Here is a 20655-nt window from a genome sequence, read left to right on the forward strand (position 1 = left end):
AAACGAAAAGACAAATGATTAATTTTGAGCATTTAGAAGCCAACTTGGAGGAGCTTAGACTGCGCTATCTGGCTGCACAACCCTTTCCGCATCTTGTAATTGATGATTTTTGTGATGCGGGTCAATTAAATGCCGCCTATCAAGCCATTCCAGAACTGGAGAACAAAAGTAGAGATTATGTGTTTGCCAATAATAAATTTGAAAAATCAAATTATAAGGAAATTTGCCCTGAGCTAAAAGAATTATATGAAGATTTGTCCTCCGATCGCTTTAATAAGATCCTCTCTTTTATAACCGCTAAGAGCGTGTTTGTGGATCCCAAAAATCATGGGGGAGGCCTGCATCAAGGGAAAAAGAATAGTTTTTTGGATATGCATCTGGATTTTAACTATCATCCCATTCATAAAAATTGGTATCGGGAGTTGAATCTATTATTGTACCTGAACCAAGATTGGAAACCTGAATATAAAGGCGGGCTCAGAATTCGCGACCTACGTACGGACGCTGAAAAAGAATTAGATGTGCCGTTCAATAGATTAATCATTCAGCAGTGTGGGCCATATACTCTCCACGGTTATGATATGACCAATTTTCCTCCTGGTAGATACCGGACTTCCATCGCCACATATGCCTATCAGGAACATAAGATATTTATCGAAAAGCCCAGAACCACTGATTGGTTTCCAAAGGAGGAAAGCTCAGTATTGAAAAAGATGTTTGCCAAAAATTACAACTTTTTGGTGCAGACCAAGAATAAGTTTTTTGGTAGCGGAACAGCAAAAAATTAATCAGTGATAAGAGTATTAGTAATTCATAGTGCCGCAGATTTGTATGGCGCTAGTCGCAACTTGGTTCGGTCTGTTCAGGCGATTATTGAGGAGGGAATGGAGCCTATCGTAGTCTTGCCCTTTGATGGTCCATTAGTAGGGGAGATTACAAATACTGGGGCCACGGTTCATCTTTTGGATCATGGGGTGCTCAGGCGAAAAAACCTGTCCCCTGCTGGATTGCTCAGTCTTGCGAAGCAATTGTGGCATTCCACCAAAACCCTTACCCGACTTATTAAAAGTGAAAATGTACAATTGGTTTATACCAATTCTAATGCAAATGTGGTGGGAGGATTACTTCATTTTACTACCAAAAAAAAGCACGTATGGCATATTCACGAAATCATCCAGAACCCTCGATGGTTTAAGTTTCTTCTTGAAAAATATATCTCTCTGACTGGGGATAGTGTGCTAGGGGTGTCACAGGCAGTCCTCGATAATATGCAAGGAAATGTCCCTTCCAGTAAGTTGAAACTAATATATAATGGGATTGACTATAGGCCCTTTAAGGAGGCTGATTATGATCTGAAAAGGGAAATTGGCATTCCTGATAGCCATATTCTCATTGGCATGATTGCTCGAGTGCATTTCTGGAAGGGACAATCGTACTTCTTAGATATCGCCAAGCACCTGGCCGAAAGGCATGATAATATCCATTTTGTGATGGTAGGAGATGCCTTCACGGGCTATGAATACCTGTATGATGAGATTAAGGAGCGTATCCGCGAGCATGGGCTGGAGGGGAAGGTGAGCGACCTGGGCTATCGTACTGATATCCCAAATATTATGGGGGGCTTGGACATTTTTATGCTTCCATCTATACTTCCAGATCCACTTCCCACCACCGTATTGGAAGCAATGGCGGCCGGTAAGCCTGTCATTGCGACAGCGCATGGTGGGGCTACTGAGATGGTACTGGATGGCGAAACTGGCTTTTTGGTGCCTTGGGACCGGGCAGAAATTGCCGCCAGTAAGTTCGATAATTTGATTAAGAATGCTGGTTTACGTCATCAGATGGGCTTAGCAGGACAGGCAAGGGTCATAGAACATTTCTCGGTGGACGCCTACTTCAAAAATCTCGGACAGCTATTTCGGGATCAAATCTCCATCGAGCGTCAATAGGCGTTAATTTGCTCGTAAAATAGTATTGTATACGGGGCAAGCCGACCAAAGCTTCTCGGCAGAGAGGAATGACAGGTATAGAAAATCATTAATTTTGGGAGATGACTTTGTGCTGTTAATCCCAACTATTTATTACCCATTAGAGTGAATACCATGAATGAAAAACCAATACGCATAGCGATTTTTGGGGCGAAAGGCTATCCTTACGTCTATGGTGGATACGATACCATGATTAAGGAACTCTGTGAGCGATTGGTTAAAAAAAATGTAAAAGTCACCGTCTATTGCCACAAGGCCCTCTTTGAGGAGCGCCCCAGCCAAGTCAATGGGATCGACTTAGTATATATGCCAGCGGTGGAATCAAAATCGCTGACCCAGCTTACCCATTCATTTTTCTCCATGATCCACGCCTGCTTTTCCAAGGCGGATGTGATCTTCGTGGTCAATAGTGCCAATGGTCCCTTTGGGATTATCTCCAAAATCATGGGCAAACCTACCGCCATCAATGTGGATGGGCTGGAGTGGTTGCGGCCTAAGTGGAAAGGATTTGGGGCAAAATATTTCTTCTGGGCCTCCAAAATGGCCACCAAATTTTACGACCAGATCATCAATGACTCCGATGAAATGCAGAAGGTTTATCTTGAGCTTTTCAATGCCCCCTCCACCGTGATTGCCTATGGGTCCAATCCTGGCCTTCAGGCAGACCCCAATCTTATCCAAACCTGGAAGCTAAAGCCTCAGGATTATTACCTCATCGTGGGTCGCCTGGTACCCGATAATAATGCCGATCTTATCATCGAGGGATTTATCAAGACGACTTCTGCTCGCAAGCTGGTGATAGTGGGGGATGTGCCCTATCAGGATGACTATGTGGATAGACTAAAGGCAATAAATGATGACCGATTGCTTTTTACAGGGTATGTAAAAGACCCCCTGGAACTGGCCGCATTATACCGTAATTGCTATGGGTATTTTCATGGACATGAATATGGCGGCACCAATCCAGCCATGCTCAAAGCCCTTGGCTATGACTGTGCGATATTGGCCCTCGATACGCCTTTTAATCAGGAGATGCTTCAGCAGGGAACCTTCGGATGGTATTTCCAAAAAAACACGAAGTCGGTCACTGAGCTAATTGATAAAGCAGAGCGCTCAGCGGCGGATATGTCCGAGCTGCGGCAAAATTCCCATAAGGGCCTGACCAAAAAGTACGACTGGGACCATGTCACCGATCAATACCTCGCAGTCTTTCGAAACTTAGCCAAATAAGCCGAACCTTGAATGGCGCAGAGATTTACTCGGTGCGCTTTCGCAGTGTTTCCTCATCTTCTCCAGTAAGGGTGGACCGCATTCCGCTTAGCATCATTTTCCACCAATAATTGAAGATAAACTTACTCTGGTCCCGTTTAAAGTAAACATGCCCCTTACGTAATTCCTCTTTTTTATTGGGGTTTTCGGTTCGGATGATGAGCTTGTTGGTAAGAAAAGAACCGATTTTTTGAAATACATTTTGGTCTTTACCATAGCTTTTTCCACGGATATCAATGGCCAGATTGGTGTATTTCATGATCAATTCTCCCCTTCCTTCCAGGTCATTGCCATTGATATTGAATGCTAAAGATTGGAGCTGGCCGCTTCGGATTTCTACCTGTGTAGCTGGCCGCAGCATCGCATTGATCTCTGGCAATTCCATGGAATGAATCATACCGTCCATTTTAAATTTCCCCGTGCTATCCTGAAGGAAATAGGTGACATTGAGGTCCACCTTCCCTGCACCCATGATTCGGGCATTGGCCTTTAGGGTGAGCTCGCTATGATCCTCGAGGAGCTCAGGGATATTGGTTATATTACTGATATCGGCGTTGATCTGATCAAAGAATATCATACCGGATTTTGGAACCCCATTGTCAGGCCGCTCCTCATAGCTTACGTGCCCATTCTCCATATGGATCTTGTCCAAGTGGAGATCTTTAGGAATGCTATTGATGATTTCATTGATCATCTTCGGGCGTTTCCGGGTGTCATCTGGTTTTCTTTTGTCTCGGAATACAGATATTTTCAGGTCTTTAGCATGCAGAGTTTCTGCCTCTATAAGTCCCTTCGCTAAGAAAGCCTCATAATTCATATTGATGAGCTCCAGCTGTCCCCTCTCTAATTCTATCCAGTCGGTCTCCTTCGTAAAATCATTGATATAGCGATATTTATCCCACTTATTATCGAGTCCTACACTATCGATTTTTAGGCTTTTATTCGCCTTATCAATGGTCATGCCTTTGGCTACCACTACATTCCGGCTTTCATTGAAATGCACCGCAGCCTTGGCAATACTTCCCTCAATATCACCCACTCCAAATAGCGCTTGATCATTTGCCAAGTCCTCGCTGGTAAGCTCAAATTCCCCTGCGTTCAGATTCAGCCCTGCTATCTCCAATCTAAGGGAGTCGGTGGCCATGTCTCTATTTTCTAGATTAAGGTTCTGTACATTGATATGATTCACCTTAATAGACTTATAATCTTTGCCTTTCTTTCGGGACGAAGTGGAGTCTTCCTTTAGCTGCAAAGAGTCCAAGCTCGGGGAGGTGGACTGTATATAGAGACCTTTTAGCTGGGCCGAGTCAAGGACAATCGCATTATCAAAAACCAGGCTTCTCCATCGGAAGCCAGAAATTAAGATCCGGTCCGCCATTAGGTCAATGCGCACCTTATTTTCTTCCACCTGCTCTTCAGGATAGATGGCTACAGAGTCCAGCTCCAAGTAAGTGCCCCGGTAATCATAATCCAGGCGAATATTTCCGATCTTTACCTTATGACCGCTAAAGTCATTGGTACGTGTGATCATATCACTTACCAGGCGATCTGCATTCGCATTCAAATACACATTTACAAAATAAGGGACCCCCTCCAACACTAAGAGTACCCCTAAAAGAACACTTAATAGAATGTATAATGTTTTCTTCTTTTTCATATAGAATCAACTCAAGGGTTGCGAAATAAAAAGGTATCGGTTCATCATCCAGCAGCCAAAAAACATGTCCTTGTCTTTCCTAATCGTTTTGACTTCCCGCTCCGCGGAAAATTGACGATATCAAGTGAATGATTTATTGACCTGAATCTTTTCCCTTGGAATCTGGTAATAAAACCTACTCTTGGACTGAAAACTGAATTAAAAATCCAAGGACTATTGTCCGCGCGAGCTGGTAAATAACACAAGATAATAAGGAGGTTTTCAGCCTTCCAATACCCCAGGTATGCTAATATAATTTGTACTTAAGAGTTTCATAATGAAGTACATTGGCCATTAAAAAAGCCTTAATAGCTCAGGCCATGACTACTAAGGCTTTAATATAACTAATATTATAACCGAAAAGTTATAAATAGGTAATATTATACTGGAAGTTTAATGTGGTATTCATTGTTTTTACTGATGGTGAGTTTGCTAGATCGTAGCCAGGGATTATACGTTTTCAGGTCCTTATAATTGCTCCCATGTTTAATTGCCCAATCCGCTAGATCATCGATGGTACTTTTTACTACGAGGGTTTTTAGTTGAGGCATTTTATAGAGGTCTTTTTCTTGAAGGTGGAAGCCGTATTTTTCTGGGTTTTCCATGATTTCCTTGAAGGCTAAGATTCTAAACATATAGCGAGCAGTTTCTTCATTGAGGGCTAAGTCGTAATAGTCAGGCTGCTGCTGATCATTCATCCGCCGAATGAGCCCGGTTTGACCGATATTGTAACTAGCCGCTACATTTGTCCATTTGCCAAATTTCGCATAGGACTGCTTCAAGTACTTGCATGCAGCATGAGTGGCTTGAATATAATCATATCGCTCATCCACTTCCTTATTGACCTCCAGCCCAAAATCCTTCGCTGTACCGCTCATAAATTGCCAAAACCCTCTTGCATCGGCAGGAGAAACCACATTCATCAGGCCTGATTCGATTATGGCTACATACTTGAAGTCATTGGGGATCTTATACTGGGCTAGTATCTTTTCTATCTCGGGGAGGTACCGCCCTGCTCGCTTCATCATCAGCAGCATATTGGATTCCCAAAATGCATTAACATAGACCTCTCGCTCGAGTCTTTCCTGAATTTCCCCGGCCTCTAAGGGGACTTTTTCTCCCGCAAAATCCATTGTCTTAGGCAAGTCGAATAATTCCACCCTATGGCCTCCAGCTGCCTGCCGTATGATGGACGAATTAGGTTCCTCTATCGGCTCTTCATTCGGTTCTTCACTAGGGATGAAGACAGGGCTTTCCTGAGTGGTTGCTACAGGCTGAGGGCTACTTTCTGTGCTCCTATACCACAAAATAAAAAGTACGGCCACTAGGCCGTACAGTATAAAGATATGTAAATGCTTCACTATTAGAAATTTGGAGATAGTAGGTATTTATTATAAAACTCGTCAATTACTTCCACGGCTTCCTCTGCGGTATCCACCACTGAGAAGAGCTGCATATCTTCTGCATGAATATTCATATGGCGATCCAGCATCACCTTCTGGATCCAGTCTATGAGGCCTTCCCAAAACTCCCTGCCCACCAAAATGATAGGGAATTTCCCTGTTTTCTTGGTCTGGATCAGGGTGAGGGCTTCAAAGAGCTCATCCATGGTCCCAAAACCCCCGGGAAGCACGATAAAGCCCTGGGCATACTTCACAAACATCACCTTCCGCACAAAGAAATAGTCGAAGGTGATCAGCTTGTCCTGATCGATATACATATTGTTGAATTGCTCGAAAGGAAGCTGAATATTCAAGCCAACAGATTTACCTTTTTCTGAATGGGCGCCTTTATTACCTGCCTCCATGATACCAGGTCCACCGCCAGTGATGACACCGTAGCCATGACGGACCAATTTGGCCGCGATCTCTTCAGCAATTTTATAGTATTTATTGTCTTGGGGAGTTCTCGCTGATCCAAAAATGGATACACAAGGTCCGATTTTGGCTAGCTTCTCGAAGCCTTCCACAAACTCAGACATTACCTTAAAAATCACCCAGGAATTCGCACTTCTGATTTCGCTCCAATCTTTTTCCTTGAACGCTCGTCTGATTCTATCCTCTTCTGTCAAATCTATTTTTCCTGATTTCTCACTCATAATTTATCGGGGTTAAAAAGAAAACTACTTTAAGTACGGAAACTTATTATCCATTGATCATTATTTTGGAAATAAATTGCCGACACTCCTATCGAAATAGCCTCTAAAGTCCTTAATCTATGGCTACCGCTTCCGATAGCTATTTAATGGCATATGGCTAGCGAAAACCTATTCCCGCCGCTATTTGCCTGTTCTTTTACACTAAGGTAAGGTATAATTTACCATTTTAGAAACTATTTCCTACACAGTAATACGCATATATACGCAAGTGACCAATGATTATGAAAATTGCTTGATCGATAGCTATTTCTCCCTCTGGTGAAGGCCCATATATCCATTTTTCATAGGGTTAAATCCCAGCATTTCCTTTCTCATTCCTAGGACCTTAGCAGAAATTGATGCTGTTTAGCCTTTGCGTTCCCTCAGGTTTTGAATCTGCTATGGTAGCTTAGCTACGTTTCAGGTCAAAAACTGGAGAGGACAGTGAGGGTATTGAGGATATTTAAGCTAGGGCAATCTATTCATTTTGGAAATACCAAGCCTTTCACAGTAGGGAGGTGTGGAGGCTAGGGCTTTAATATTTATAAGGCTAGAAAAATAGCTCTTGCACGAGACCAATCCCCGACGTACCTTCGCATGCTTTTTATAAAACTATATGAATTTAATTCAGAAATCTCAGGCAGTCAGTGCGTTATTCGAGGCATTGGATGTTGAGACTGCGGCCTATCATAACCGTGCGGCCTTAAGCTGCATCATCGGATGTGGTAAATGTTGTGCCAATCCATCTGTGCCAGCCACAGCTTTGGAATTTTTGCCTATGGCAATGGCGGCTTATCATTCGGGAAAGGCGGAGGAGCTGCTTGATAGCATAGGCGAAAACCCTGAGCAGTCGTACTGCATATTGCTCACCACGCTCAGTGTGGATGGCTCTGCGGGCTCCTGCAGCCAATATAAAACCCGTGGCTTGATCTGTAGATTATTTGGCAGTTCTGCGAAGAAGAATAAGTTTGGCGTGAAGGAGTTGATCACTTGCAAGACGCTCAAGGAAGAAAGGGCTGAGGAGCATCTGCTCACACAAAAGGCCATCTCTGAAGGGCTTGCGGTGCCGATGAGTTCTCATTATTATACTCAGCTGTATGCCATAGACCCCTCCATGGCCGGGATGCAGCTGCCCGTAAACCTAGCGATCAAACGGGCTCTGGAAGAGGTCTTAGCTTTTTATTTTTACAGTGAAGGACAGGCAGGCTGATTTTTCCTGCAAGGTTTTTGATGTATATTGTATGAAGTTTTGATCTGAACACCCTCTTATTTATGTTTAAGGAACAAACTTTTTTCTTTTTATAGAGCCAGGAAGAAGACAGGCATTAATTTTGAAGAAAATCGTTTACCATTTCTAAAAAGATGGGAGCTGCTGAGATGAGTCTTAGCAAAGAACAAAATTGGGTAAAACTGCATTTTTCACTTAAATTAATAATAATGCTGAACATCTCCGAAATCATCAACACCGTAAAAAAGCTGATTGAAGTGCGTATTCAAGTGCTTAAGAATGAGCTTCAGGAGGAAATGTCTTCCATCATCACTCGGGTGGCCATTCTATCCATGATGGTGATTGTTGCCGTATTGATATTGCTTTTTGGTAGCATTGCATTGGCATTTTACTTTGCGGAAATCACCTATTCCAATTCTCTCGGATTCCTCTATGTAGGATTGATTTATGTAGGCATCCTGCTGCTGCTCTATATCAGTAAGGATTCCAAAACCATCCAAGGTAATGTAGGGACGGTGTTGAACACTTTCTTGTTTTTTAGGAAAAAAAATAAAAATAACGATGAATAAGCACGAGCTAAGTAAAAAGGCCGAAGATCTGGAAAGACAACTGGATCTTCAATTGGAGGTGTTCAAGAAAGAGTCTGAATCCTGGGCTAAGGTGGGCGGCGCGGTATTGGCTGGTGGCCTGCTGGCTTACGGCGGTACTCGCTTGATCAAAGGCAAGAAGTCCGATAAGAGGAAGTTGAAATCGAGCGCAAACCCATCCATAAACAAATCCAGAAAGATCAAAAAACAGAAGTCATCCTTTGGCGGTACCTTAGGGAAACGGCTATTTATGGTGGCACTTACTATAGGCCAGGCGAAGTTGATAGAGGTATTATCCAAAAAAGTAAATAATGACAGCCCAAAATAGAAGCTCCTTTTCTGCGTATTTGACTCATCTAAGAGCTCATGGCAAAAAAGGACTTGCTGTATTGGTGGATCCGGAAAAAGCGAGCCAAAACCAGTGGCTTGACCAGCTTTTGGATTTTTCTCATTCCGATCAGATCGGCTGTTTTCTGGTGGGTGGAAGTCTTATATTGGAGAACAATGTGGATGAAACCATCCTAAAAATTAAGGCCAAATCCCCGGAAATCCCCGTCATTCTTTTCCCTGGCAATGTCATTCAGCTTAGCGCACATGCCGATGGGATTCTATTTTTGACCTTGATTTCTGGTCGGAATCCAGACTTATTGATTGGCCAGCAGGTGGCTGCAGCGCCACTTCTATATGATAGTAAGTTAGAAGTGCTTCCCACAGGCTATATGCTGGTGGGCGATGGGCCAGCCTCAAGCGCTTCCTATATTTCCCAAACTATTCCCTTGCCGTCCTCTAAGCCGGCATTGGCCGTGGCTACCGCCATGGCAGGACATCTATTAGGGCAGCAGTTTTTCTTTTTGGATGCCGGGAGTGGGGCCGCTTCGCCAGTAAATGCCCAAATTATAAAGGCAGTCGCCAATAAAATCAATCGACCACTCATCGTGGGTGGAGGAATTAATACTCCCCAAAAAGCTCAAAGTGCCTTGGAAGCCGGAGCAGACTTAATAGTACTGGGCAATAGCCTAGAAAAAAACCCCGGATTATTGTCCGAGGTTTTAGAAATGGTGTCTATTTTTAATTTATCCCTGAACGTTAATTAGGGATTCTCTTCTTCTCATTTTGCCGGCAGGCAATCCATACATCATCTTAAATCGACGGCAGAAATAAGCCGTATCCTTATATCCAACTTCCTTGCCTATATCACGGATGCTTTTCTTGGTAGTTCTGAGGAGCTCCACAGCGGCTTCCATTCTTTGGTATTCAATATAATCCTGAGGATTGATGCCCGTCAGCATTTTGAAGTACTGGCCCACATAATCTTCAGAAACATTGGCCACCTTGGCTAGCACCTTATTAGATAGGTCTCCACCGATGTTCTTCTTGATATAATTGAACATATCGATAAGGCGTGGATCCTTGAAGTACGTGGAGTTGGTGGACATTTCTTCCACAAACAAACGATTCTTAAGGATATGTCTTACCAGTTCTACCACCAATAATTCAGTGTGAATTTTAATTACTCTTTCTTTTCCAGGGATGTTTTGTTCTGATTCTTTCACCACATCTTCGATGATGGCCGCCAAGCGGTCATTGAAACGAATGATGAATGGAGGAATCCCCAGAGAGTTAAAGAAATTCACAACATCAAACACTTTCGCTTCGAATGTTACCAAGGTAACACAATCTTCATCTGCATTCTTGATGTCCTTAAAGCTTATACTTTGAAGATGTTTCTTCTTATTGTCCAAGAAAGAATCGTTGGACATTTCATTTCTTTTGGTAGCCTGACCAAAGGAAACCTTGCAGCTTCTTCCGGCAGGGACAAATAAAATCTCCCCCTCATTCACAAGTTCTTGCTCATCACCGTACTTCAGAGTGCCCTGGTGCAATAATATCACCGAGTTCTCTGGTTCTATATAATCCGTCACGGTAACAGGCCTTTCTACCTTGTAGTTATTTCCCCTCGTGTACCGCACTCCTACGGATTCTATGACTTTATTGTAATATTCCATGACCGACTTAATTATTTTAACATCTGTAAAAGTATGATTTTTTTAATCATTATATAATAAAATTAACAAAAAATTCAAAGTGGGCCGAAAATTAATAGTAATATTAAGGGTTTGGGAAGTATTTTTAGCAAAGGAATTATTTATCTTAATAGGTTACGTGATATGACTATTTTTTGAATTTCGCTCGTTCCTTCGTAAATCTGAGTGATTTTTGCATCCCTCATAAGCCTTTCCACATGGTATTCTTTGACAAATCCATAGCCTCCATGAATTTGTACAGCCTCCACTGTCACTTCCATTGCCACCTGTGAGGCATATAGCTTGGCCATCGCACTGGCATGGCTATAGTCCTGGCCCTGGTCCTTTAGCCAGGCAGCCTTCCACACCAGCATCCTGGCCGCTTCGATCTGCGTGGCCATATCCGCAAGTTTAAACTGTATGGCTTGATGTTGAGAAATAGTCTTCCCAAATGCCTTGCGTTCTTTACTATACGCAAGCGCTAACTCATAAGCCCCCGAAGCGATTCCCAATGCCTGAGCGGCGATGCCTATTCGTCCGCCGTCCAAAGTCTTCATCGCAAAGGTAAACCCAAATCCGTCCTCGCCGATACGATTGGCTATAGGCACTGCCATATCCGTAAACATCAAGGAGTGGGTGTCTGATCCCCTGATGCCTAGCTTATCCTCTTTCCTCCCCACCTGAAATCCAGGTGTATCTTTCTCTACGATAAAGGTGGAAATGCCCTTATGGCCTAGCGATGTATTGGTCTGGGCCATGACCAGGTACACGCTGGCGGTATTACCATTGGTGATCCAGTTCTTTGTGCCATTGAGGATATACTGATCCCCCTCCAAGACGGCGGTGGTTCGTTGGGAAGTGGCGTCAGATCCTGCCTCGGGTTCGGATAGGCAAAAAGCACCCAATATCTCGCCAGTCGCCAGCCGCTTGAGGAACTTTTCTTTTTGGGATTCGTTGCCGTATTTTTCCAGTCCCCAGCAGACCAGGGAATTATTGACCGACATCACCACGGCGGCGGAGGCATCTATTTTTGAGATTTCTTCCATCGCCAGCACATAGGAGATGCTGTCCATGCCCCCACCATCATAGGTAGGGTCCACCATCATTCCCATGAACCCCAACTCGGACATTTTCTTGATTTGGTCTTTAGGGAATAGCGCTTGGCTGTCCCGTTCTATGACGCCAGGTAAAAGTTCGGTCTGAGCAAATTCTCTAGCGGCATCACGCACCGCCAGCTGCTCCTCGGATAAGATGAAATTCATAAAATTTGGGTTTATAATGGTTACTTGTGGAATATAACCGAAATATTGCTGACGGTCAATGTATTTACCCTAATATTTAAAGGGACAATCTTCTCCATTGCCAGCAGGATCATTGCTCAATATTGCCTTAATATTACCATAAAGCGGCTTCTATTTTGGGAAAATTGCTAATTTTCAATACCTGCTCATCCTACCGGCATTCCCTGTTTCAACTCTCAATCCAATTTATGAAAAATTGGTTTGGCTCATTCTATCTAAACCCTTTGACCTATTTATTCCTTGATCAGGCGGATAGTTATCTCTCCTGCCGGGCTATTGATATGGAGGATATAGTGGCCAGTCGGCACTTGCTGAAGTTGGTTTTCTAGCTTCGCTAAGAAGAATTTTTTTTCTACCCCTAAATTAAATTGCACCTCACCACTGAGGAGATAAAGTACCGCATATATGATCTGGCTATCCTTTACAGTATCCAGGCCTGGAATATGAAGCTCTCCAGCCAAATAGGGATTTGGGTAAAACTCAGTCTCCAGGCTATCTGAAGGCTGAAGAACGCTGAATACAGGGCTAAAAACCACCTGCCCATAAGTGGTGGAAAAGGAGATCTGGTAATAAATATATCCCGGGGCCAGCCGATCAAGGTCCTCAAAGAGGGCAGTAGTTCCATTGTGATTTTGAGATTGTCCGATGATTTCGAACTGGTGGATCGTGCCTATGGATCGGTGGATGGTGAAGAGCGCTGGTGTCTCTTCCTCAAGACTAAAGCTCCATGATAGTTGCCGCATATGGCCCTTAGTGAGGGCTTGGTAGCTCAACCATTGCAGCGGCAGGATACTAGCCACCCTTTCACTTCCAATGGTGAAGTTTTTACCATTTAGCTCATCCATACGGACACTTCTTCTTGCCCAAGGGTTCCCTGCTGATAGCTCACCGACTTGGTGGCTACCAGTGGCAGGAATATGGTCCCCCACGATTCGCAGATCTGCCTCATCATCCACGATAAGCTCATGGGCGGATATTCTCATCATTAGACCAGAGGGATCAATACTGGGGCTGGAGATAGTAAAATAACTGTTGAGTTGGTATAAAATTAAGGTTCCGTCCAGATCATAGAAATTAGCGTCATGATCTACGCCGGGCAGTTGATGGTAATCGATGGTGAGTTGCTCTCCGGCACTCGCATGGCTACCGAGGATCTGTAGCATCCTTAGCCCTTCTTCATACCGATCCACGAAGGGAAAGGAGGCATTTTGGGGCAGTAAATTACCTGGAATTCCTCGGTAATCAAGCCCCGAAAGGTTGGCCCATGACCCTGATTGGTAGTTATAGATTCCCAGGGAGGCGGTGTTGATAGCCAGTCGATGATCCCTAAAGTCCAGCTCTCCGGCGAGCATCTGGAAATCTCCTTTGCTCGACACATTCTCATCAAAGCTCAAAAGCCCGGTAGGTTTGTCAATAATAACTGAGCTAATATCTAGTTCAAAACCACTGACTTCCTGACTGTAAAGGCCGGTGAAGGATACTTGACTGGAATTATCGATGATCTCTCCGCCGCTACTGCGGATCATATCTCCTGTGAGCTCGAGGCTGCCGGGCAAGATCTTATTGGCAGTATTAGTAAATCGGATATCATGATATACCCGCGGGGGCATCGTGCCGGCCATGCTGCTGGTGATGAAGGATTGGTTTCCAGCATTACTGGCAAAGATCACCTCTCCCAGCAGCTGGATATCCACCGCATCGATGGAGCTGGTATTGGCATGGAGTTCCAGCTTAGCCCCTTCCTGAAGCAAAAGAGAGGCGGCGGGAATACTACTATACTCCGACCTATAGGTGATTTTGTCGCTGCAATAAGATCTCAGTGTGGCTCCATTTTCTATTGTCAAAATGCCGTAAGGGATGGTGGTGGGAGGATTATTGGTGAATGAAAATGAGGCACAGGAAACTCCGGGGATGCCTTCCTGGATGACGGTACCGGATTTGATGGTGATGGAGGAGGCTTTGACTGAAGCTTGTACACTGAGTACGGCTCCGGGATCTGGCTCAAAGACCAAGGCAAAATTACTTCTTGTGGTAAAGGCGCTCCACGCTCCGCTGGGGATTGCTATTCTGGAGGAACCTCTAAAGGTGATTCTGCTTGATTCGCTATTACCTATCCAATCAATGGTGTTCCAAGCCCCGACGGGACTGCCGGGAGCCGATCCTTCGTAGGCGTTCAAGCTTCCATATAGGGACAGGTTATAGCCATTGATGCCTAGTTTTTTTAAGGTATTCAGTTGAGCATTTAGGTAAAGTGATTTGACGGCTTCATCGGACTGGAGATCTACCGTATGACCAAATTCAATAAACACATCATTGGATGGGCCGGGCTTTACGGTGGCAGGACTCCATAAGCTTCCATCAAAGGTCTCCCATATCGCGGCGCTATTGAAGTCTCCAGAGGTCAGGCTGCGGTAAGTTCCAGGCTGCTGGGCATGAGCCAGGGATAATATTAAAATAGGACTTAAGATTACGAATATAATCTTGTAAATTCGTCCTGAAATTGGCCTGAAAAGAAAAGTTGCAGGTACTGTTCGCATCTTGACTGCTAATGTTTATTGTAACCCTTTAATTTAACACCAAACATGCTTAAGTCCGTCTGCTCTTTTTTAGTTATTTTACTCACTATTAGCCAGTTGCAAGCTCAAAATTACCGAATTAGCTTGTTGACCTGTGACCCAGGTGAAGAGCTATACAGTGTTTTTGGGCACAGTGCCATCCGTGTGACTGAGGAGGGGACTGGGATAGATCTGGTTTTCAATTATGGTACCTTCGATTTTGATACTTCTAATTTCTATTTGAAGTTTGCTCAGGGAAAGTTGGATTATATGCTCAGTGTCAGTAACTATAAAGATTATCTAGTTCACTATAGGTACTTGGAGCGCGCAGTGAGAGAGCAGGAGCTGGATCTTAATCCTCAGCAGGCATCTCATATCGTTGAATTTCTTCAGCGAAATTACCAGCCTGCAAATCGCTATTACCGTTATGATTTCTTTTATGATAATTGCGCCACGCGCATCAGGGATGTATTTGAGAAGGTTCTTGGAGATAAGCTGGAGTGGGCAGAGGTGGAGGAGCCTTCCCAAAAAACCTTCCGCGACCTGATTGATGAGTATGTTTACCCGCTTCCCTGGGGAGATTTAGGAATTGATCTGGCATTGGGCAGTGTGATCGATGTGCGTGCTACGGATCGGGAGACGCAGTTTCTCCCTGATTACCTGGAGACAGCCTTTGCCAAAGCCCAGATTGTAGGAGATGGACCCACACGTAACCTAGTGAAGAGCCAATCGGTGGTGCTGGACCTAGAGCCTGTTTCCATTGCCCCGACTTATTTTAATCCATTTTTTCTGTTTTGGGCTATTGCCATCCTTGCGATCGTCTTGACCTTCGTAGGCTTCAAAAGGAAAAGATTATATAAGGGCTTCGATATGACCTTTTTTGGAATACTTTCTGTGATAGGTATTGTGGTGGTGCTGCTGTGGTTCTTTACGGAGCATACGACGACGAAGTACAATTGGAATTTGCTATGGGCATTTCCCCTGCACGGACTTATTGGGCTGGGCTTATGGAAGTCCAGTTGGGTACCTTGGCTGAAGAAATACCTGCTCATTGCTTTAATCATGGCAGATGCAGCCGTTGTATTTTGGATTTTGGGCTGGCAATCCTTCCACCCAAGCGTGCTTCCGCTGATTCTGGTGGTCATTCTTCGGACCAACTTCTTGTACTATAACCTTGATCGGCTAGGGCAAAGAGGTTAATTCTTAACATTTTAAACTATTTGAGGTCTTTATGATGTTTGTTTTAAAGACTGATACGATATGGATTTAAAAATTACATCTGATTATAGCCCAACTGGAGACCAACCGCAGGCGATCAAAAGCTTGACGGAAGGCATTAATAATGGCGACCCTGCACAGGTTTTGCTTGGTGTGACGGGATCTGGAAAGACCTTCACCGTGGCCAATGTGATTCAGGAGGTCCAGAAGCCTACGCTGGTGCTCTGTCATAATAAAACCCTGGCGGCCCAGCTTTACGGAGAATTCAAGCAATTTTTTCCTGATAATGCAGTAGAATACTTCATTTCTTACTACGATTACTATCAGCCAGAGGCTTTCATTCCCACAAGTGGGGTATATATAGAAAAGGACCTATCCATCAATGAAGAGATAGAAAAGCTACGTCTGAGTGCTACCTCCTCGCTGCTCAGCGGAAGGAGGGACGTGATAGTCGTGGCCTCAGTTTCCTGCATCTATGGTATTGGTAATCCGGAGGAGTTTGGGAAGAATGTCATTCACCTGAAAGTAGGAGATCGCATCCCTCGTAATCAGCTGCTATTTCAATTTGTGGATATTCTATACAGCCGCGCCACAATGGAGTTTAAGCATGGAACCTTCCGAGTGAAGGGAGACACGGTGGACATCTTCGTTGCTTATGCCGACTTTGCCTACCGGATATACTTCTGGGGCGATGAGGTGGAGGCCATCCAGCGGATAGACCCGGAAACTGGGAAGAAAATTTCCGACGAGAGACTTGTTTCCATATTTCCTGCCAATCTATTTGTGACTGGCAGGGACGTAATAGATGTTGCGATCAAGGAGATTCAGGACGATCTTATGTCTCAGATATCCTTTTTCGAAAAGGATATGCGCTTGGATGAAGCCAGTCGATTGCGAGAGCGCACGGAATTTGATCTGGAGATGATTCGGGAATTAGGTTACTGCTCAGGAGTGGAGAATTATTCCCGATATTTTGACCGTAGATCAGCAGGGGCACGTCCATTCTGTCTTTTGGATTATTTTCCTGATGACTTCTTGTTGGTGATAGATGAGAGCCATGTGACCCTGCCTCAGGTGCGGGCAATGTGGGGAGGAGACCGCTCCCGCAAGGTGAATTTGGTAGAATATGGTTTCAGGCTGCCATCAGCATTGGATAATAGGCCACTGAAGTTCGAGGAATTTGAGGGGCTTACCAATCAGGTGATTTATGTAAGTGCTACTCCTGCAGACTATGAGCTGAATCAGACTGATGGGGTGGTGGTGGAGCAGATTATCCGTCCCACTGGCCTGCTAGACCCTATCATCGAGGTGCGCCCAAGTGGCGATCAAATTGATGATTTATTGGAAGAAATAGACCAAACCATCAAGAAGGATGAGCGGGTGCTGGTCACTACGCTGACCAAAAGAATGGCGGAAGAGCTAAATAAATTTTTGGAAAGAGCAGGAATAAAATGCCGATACATTCACTCAGAGGTAAAAACTCTCGATCGGGTAGAAATCCTGAGAGAGCTCCGTCTCGGGGTTTTTGATGTTTTGGTAGGGGTAAACTTGCTGCGGGAAGGACTGGATTTGCCGGAGGTATCTTTGGTGGCCATTCTGGATGCGGATAAGGAAGGATTTCTTAGAAATGAGAAAAGTTTGGTGCAAACTATCGGTCGGGCGGCAAGAAATGAAAATGGCCGAGTGATCATGTATGCCGATAGGACCACCAACTCCATGCAGCGAGCTATCGATGAGACCAAGCGTCGTAGGGCCATTCAGGTGGCTTATAATGAAGAGCATGGTATCACACCTACCACCGTAATCAAGTCGCGTGACAAGATCATGGGGCAAACCAAGGTGGCTGATAGTAAGAAAAATGCCAAGTTCTACGATGATCACTTCACTGAAGAGCATGCCTATGCCGCAGATCCTGTAGTGCAATACCTAAGTAAGGAAAAGCTGGAGAAACTTATTCCTCAGACGAAAAAACAAATGGAGAAGGCCGCAAAAGACCTGAACTTCATGGAAGCTGCGAGGCTGCGGGATGAATGGCAGGGATTAGAAAAAAGATTGGCAGAATTAAAAAGAATGGATTGATGAAGAAAATACTGGTATTGGCCATAAGCTTATTTTTGCTTATAGGTCTGAAGCAGGGAATGGCCCAGCAGGCAGAAGGAAGTTACCTGATTTCGGGAGGTTTTGATTTGGCAAGGACAGATGCTCCGGGTGTGATCAAGCGCTACCAGATAGGCTTAGAAGCCAATTATTTTCATTGGCATAATATCTCCTTCTCTGGTGGGTACGAGTTTAATTATAATCGTGGCAATCAGCTGACCCTAGGGGGCAGGTATTATCCCCTGGAGCCGGCTTTCCTGCGTCTGCGTGGACTGGTGGGAGACGAAAGTGACATTGCACTTGGGGCTGGATATACCGTGAATATCTCCTACCGCGTGCGCTTAGAAGGTATGGTGGACTATTATGCTGTCAGCAATGTGGCGGGACTGCGCGCCGGACTGAGTTTTCTGATTAACTAACAGAGGGTAAAATGACACTTCAGGAGGTAAGTAAAATTGCCCGGAAGGGTGAAGGACTTCAGGTGGAGTTCAAGAAAAAGGTGGCCCATCCGGAAAAGATCATCCGTGAGGTCGTCGCTCTTGCCAATACTGAAGGGGGACATTTGCTGATCGGCGTGGATGATGACCGCACCGTAAGTGGGCAGCGCTATATCGAGGAGGACATCTTCTTGCTCAATAAGGCCATCCACGAAGGGATCAAACCTGCGATAGATTACGAATTGCATACTGTATCTATTAATGAAAAAAAGGGAGTGGCTGTATATACCATTCCTAAAAGCTTCCATCGCCCTCACTATATCATCGATGAAGGCCGCAAGCGCTCCTTTGTCCGTGTGGAAGATCGCACGGTCCAGGCCAGTAAGGAGATGTGGGAGATCCTCAGAAGAGGGAAGAAGGAGCAAGACATCATCTTCCGCTATGGTGATAAGGAAATGAAGCTGATGCAAGCCTTCAATGAGCAGGATACAATTACGGTGAAGCAGTATGCGAAGATCGCCAAACTACCTAGATTTATAGCCTCCAAAACCCTAATTAGGCTGGTACTCGCCAATGTGCTGATGATAATTCCCCAGGAGCAGGAGGATCTCTTTAAGCTTCGTCCCACGCAGGAGGATTAATCTTGGCTGAAAGCCTAAAAATACAGCCTCTAAAAGTGGCATATATGCAGGGGAAATGTAACCTAATCATCCCCATAATTTCCCATTTGCTCAAACAAAAAAAGCTTTACCGCTAAAAGTAGATCGCTGCAAGAATTGCGCAGCTCACCACTTCCCACAGGTAAAGCTTTTTGGAATGAAATTTTAATATAAAATTACTTTTTACTTCTTAGTTCGCCTTCTAGGTCCAAAAAGAAGCTGTCTAAGGCTCCCTGCCTAACATGATGCATCACCACGATTTTGTACCATTTAGCATCATTCTCATAGGAATCGGCCACCAGATTGTATTTGGTGGCTAGACGCTGGGAAATGAATTCTGATTTTATAGAAATAATATTTAGAAAAGGGTTTCTATAGAAGGCCACCCCCATTCTCTCCAGCTTGATGCAGATCCTTTCGGTACGATCGCAGAGGGATTCCATTTTGTATTTCCAGCCTTCGGAGCCATGGACTTTTAGGATCATCCACATGGACACGGCATTGGCGCCGGATCTGGAGCCGCTGAGGGTATAGTCTTTTCCGGGGATATACTGGGCTTCCTCGGTGCATACATGATGGATATATCCTTTACGGATCAGGAATAATCCCGTTCCATAAGGGGTTTGCAACATCTTATGCCCATCGCTGGTAATGGAGGTGATATAGGGATTCTTAAAAGTATAGGCGCTGTCTTCATTAGTAAATGGATAGATAAATCCACCATAGGCGGCATCCACGTGGATCTTAAATTCGACCTGCTGAGCGCTGAAATATTCCCCAAGGCGGTTAACATCATCCACCGATCCAAACATCGTGGTGGACAAATTTGCCACGACGATGAAATACTTATATCCCTCAGCTTTTGCTTGCTCTATGGAGTGCTGTAAGGAGTCCTCAGTGATCATTCGGCTGTCCATATCCACCTCCAGCACGATACTATGGAGGTTCAATAAATTTGCCCCTTTGGGCATGGAATAATGAGAATCCTCGGAATAGACCACTGCGATCTCCTCGATGGATGCCTTAAATTCATTCCTAAAATAATTTCTATAAACCCAAATCGCCTGAATATTGGCTTCGGTACCTCCAGTGGCCACATAACCATCCTGCTGATCTGCCTCGCCAGCAAAAATCTGCTCTGCAGTAAGCTTGATCAGATCCCGCTCGATCTGCTGTGTTCCCGCAAATAAGGGCAATACAGACTGCTCACTTAATGTGTGGATCCCTATATGGTTTGGGTTTTGGACCATTACGGACATGAAGGGGGCGTCCTTCAGAAATGGCGCATCGTGGTAAAATTCAGTGGTGTCCAGATAAGTGCCTGGTACCCCAAGTGCGGGAGATTCTCCCCGGTAATTATGATTCTTATCCAAAGCCGCAAAAATGGCTTTCTTTACCTCTTCGTGTGATTGTTTTTTCCAATACATACTTTCCTTATTTTAATGGACCGGGCAGGAAA

18 protein-coding genes are annotated in these 20655 nt (G+C 44.6%); 11 read left to right on the forward strand and 7 right to left on the reverse strand.

Going from position 1 to position 20655, the window contains the following annotated elements:
• Positions 1–14 precede the first annotated feature (14 nt).
• The 3 genes from B050_RS0103220 (at position 15) to B050_RS0103230 (ending at position 3218) form a co-directional block, all read left to right on the forward strand.
• Positions 15–788: a 2OG-Fe(II) oxygenase gene (locus tag B050_RS0103220; RefSeq protein WP_018472445.1), complete on the forward strand. Its 774-nt coding sequence runs from the start codon at positions 15–17 to the stop codon at positions 786–788.
• Between the two features lie 3 nt (positions 789–791).
• Entirely contained in the window at positions 792–1949 is a 1158-nt protein-coding gene (locus tag B050_RS0103225; protein ID WP_026235589.1) for a glycosyltransferase, read from the forward strand.
• Positions 1950–2102: 153 nt separating this feature from the next.
• The gene (locus B050_RS0103230; protein WP_018472447.1) at positions 2103–3218 is read left to right on the forward strand and encodes a DUF1972 domain-containing protein; all 1116 of its coding nucleotides are present in this window, start codon (positions 2103–2105) and stop codon (positions 3216–3218) included.
• A gap of 25 nt (positions 3219–3243) precedes the next feature.
• Here the strand turns inward: B050_RS0103230 and B050_RS0103235 are convergent, their stop codons facing one another.
• The 3 genes from B050_RS0103235 to B050_RS0103245 all read right to left on the reverse strand — a co-directional run bounded on the left by B050_RS0103235 (position 3244) and on the right by B050_RS0103245 (position 7051).
• Positions 3244–4914, reverse strand: a complete 1671-nt coding sequence (locus tag B050_RS0103235) for a DUF748 domain-containing protein (protein WP_026235590.1) — start codon at positions 4912–4914, stop codon at positions 3244–3246.
• A gap of 419 nt (positions 4915–5333) precedes the next feature.
• On the reverse strand, positions 5334–6314 hold the full coding sequence (locus B050_RS0103240; RefSeq protein WP_018472449.1) for a lytic transglycosylase domain-containing protein: 981 nt from the start codon (positions 6312–6314) through the stop codon (positions 5334–5336).
• Positions 6315–6316: 2 nt separating this feature from the next.
• Positions 6317–7051, reverse strand: a complete 735-nt coding sequence (locus B050_RS0103245; RefSeq protein WP_018472450.1) for an LOG family protein — start codon at positions 7049–7051, stop codon at positions 6317–6319.
• Positions 7052–7706: 655 nt separating this feature from the next.
• Here B050_RS0103245 and B050_RS0103250 point away from each other — a divergent pair.
• The 4 genes from B050_RS0103250 (at position 7707) to B050_RS0103265 (ending at position 9999) form a co-directional block, all read left to right on the forward strand.
• On the forward strand, positions 7707–8300 hold the full coding sequence (locus B050_RS0103250; RefSeq protein ID WP_018472451.1) for a YkgJ family cysteine cluster protein: 594 nt from the start codon (positions 7707–7709) through the stop codon (positions 8298–8300).
• Between the two features lie 227 nt (positions 8301–8527).
• The gene (locus tag B050_RS0103255; RefSeq protein WP_026235591.1) at positions 8528–8887 is read left to right on the forward strand and encodes a phage holin family protein; all 360 of its coding nucleotides are present in this window, start codon (positions 8528–8530) and stop codon (positions 8885–8887) included.
• On the forward strand, positions 8880–9233 hold the full coding sequence (locus tag B050_RS0103260) for a hypothetical protein (protein ID WP_018472453.1): 354 nt from the start codon (positions 8880–8882) through the stop codon (positions 9231–9233). Before B050_RS0103255 ends, B050_RS0103260 begins: the two co-directional genes overlap by 8 nt.
• Positions 9217–9999, forward strand: a complete 783-nt coding sequence (locus B050_RS0103265) for a phosphoglycerol geranylgeranyltransferase (RefSeq protein ID WP_018472454.1) — start codon at positions 9217–9219, stop codon at positions 9997–9999. Before B050_RS0103260 ends, B050_RS0103265 begins: the two co-directional genes overlap by 17 nt.
• On the opposite strand, the gene B050_RS0103270 is transcribed toward B050_RS0103265, so the two are convergent.
• The 3 genes from B050_RS0103270 to B050_RS0103280 all read right to left on the reverse strand — a co-directional run bounded on the left by B050_RS0103270 (position 9979) and on the right by B050_RS0103280 (position 14767).
• Positions 9979–10911 (reverse strand): AraC family transcriptional regulator, encoded by a 933-nt coding sequence (locus tag B050_RS0103270; RefSeq protein WP_018472455.1) that lies wholly within the window; start codon positions 10909–10911, stop codon positions 9979–9981. The two genes, B050_RS0103265 and B050_RS0103270, sit on opposite strands and share 21 nt — an antisense overlap.
• Before the next feature lie 140 nt (positions 10912–11051).
• The gene (locus tag B050_RS0103275) at positions 11052–12191 is read right to left on the reverse strand and encodes an acyl-CoA dehydrogenase (protein ID WP_018472456.1); all 1140 of its coding nucleotides are present in this window, start codon (positions 12189–12191) and stop codon (positions 11052–11054) included.
• Positions 12192–12463: 272 nt separating this feature from the next.
• On the reverse strand, positions 12464–14767 hold the full coding sequence (locus B050_RS0103280; RefSeq protein ID WP_018472457.1) for a T9SS type A sorting domain-containing protein: 2304 nt from the start codon (positions 14765–14767) through the stop codon (positions 12464–12466).
• Between the two features lie 45 nt (positions 14768–14812).
• On the opposite strand from B050_RS0103280, the gene B050_RS0103285 reads away from it, so the two are divergent.
• The 4 genes from B050_RS0103285 to B050_RS0103300 are packed head-to-tail and all read left to right on the forward strand — an operon-like array spanning position 14813 to position 19178.
• Entirely contained in the window at positions 14813–15985 is a 1173-nt protein-coding gene (locus B050_RS0103285) for an Lnb N-terminal periplasmic domain-containing protein (protein WP_026235592.1), read from the forward strand.
• Between the two features lie 60 nt (positions 15986–16045).
• A complete protein-coding gene (gene uvrB / locus B050_RS0103290) occupies positions 16046–18082 on the forward strand; it encodes an excinuclease ABC subunit UvrB (RefSeq protein ID WP_018472459.1) in 2037 nt (678 codons plus the stop codon).
• Positions 18082–18519, forward strand: a complete 438-nt coding sequence (locus B050_RS0103295; RefSeq protein ID WP_018472460.1) for a hypothetical protein — start codon at positions 18082–18084, stop codon at positions 18517–18519. Before uvrB ends, B050_RS0103295 begins: the two co-directional genes overlap by 1 nt.
• An 11-nt stretch (positions 18520–18530) precedes the next feature.
• Positions 18531–19178: an AlbA family DNA-binding domain-containing protein gene (locus B050_RS0103300; RefSeq protein WP_018472461.1), complete on the forward strand. Its 648-nt coding sequence runs from the start codon at positions 18531–18533 to the stop codon at positions 19176–19178.
• A gap of 194 nt (positions 19179–19372) precedes the next feature.
• Here the strand turns inward: B050_RS0103300 and B050_RS0103305 are convergent, their stop codons facing one another.
• On the reverse strand, positions 19373–20623 hold the full coding sequence (locus B050_RS0103305; RefSeq protein ID WP_018472462.1) for a pyridoxal-dependent decarboxylase: 1251 nt from the start codon (positions 20621–20623) through the stop codon (positions 19373–19375).
• Positions 20624–20655: the final 32 nt, after the last annotated feature.

The organism is Echinicola pacifica DSM 19836, assembly GCF_000373245.1.
Taxonomy (GTDB): Bacteria; Bacteroidota; Bacteroidia; order Cytophagales; family Cyclobacteriaceae; genus Echinicola; species Echinicola pacifica.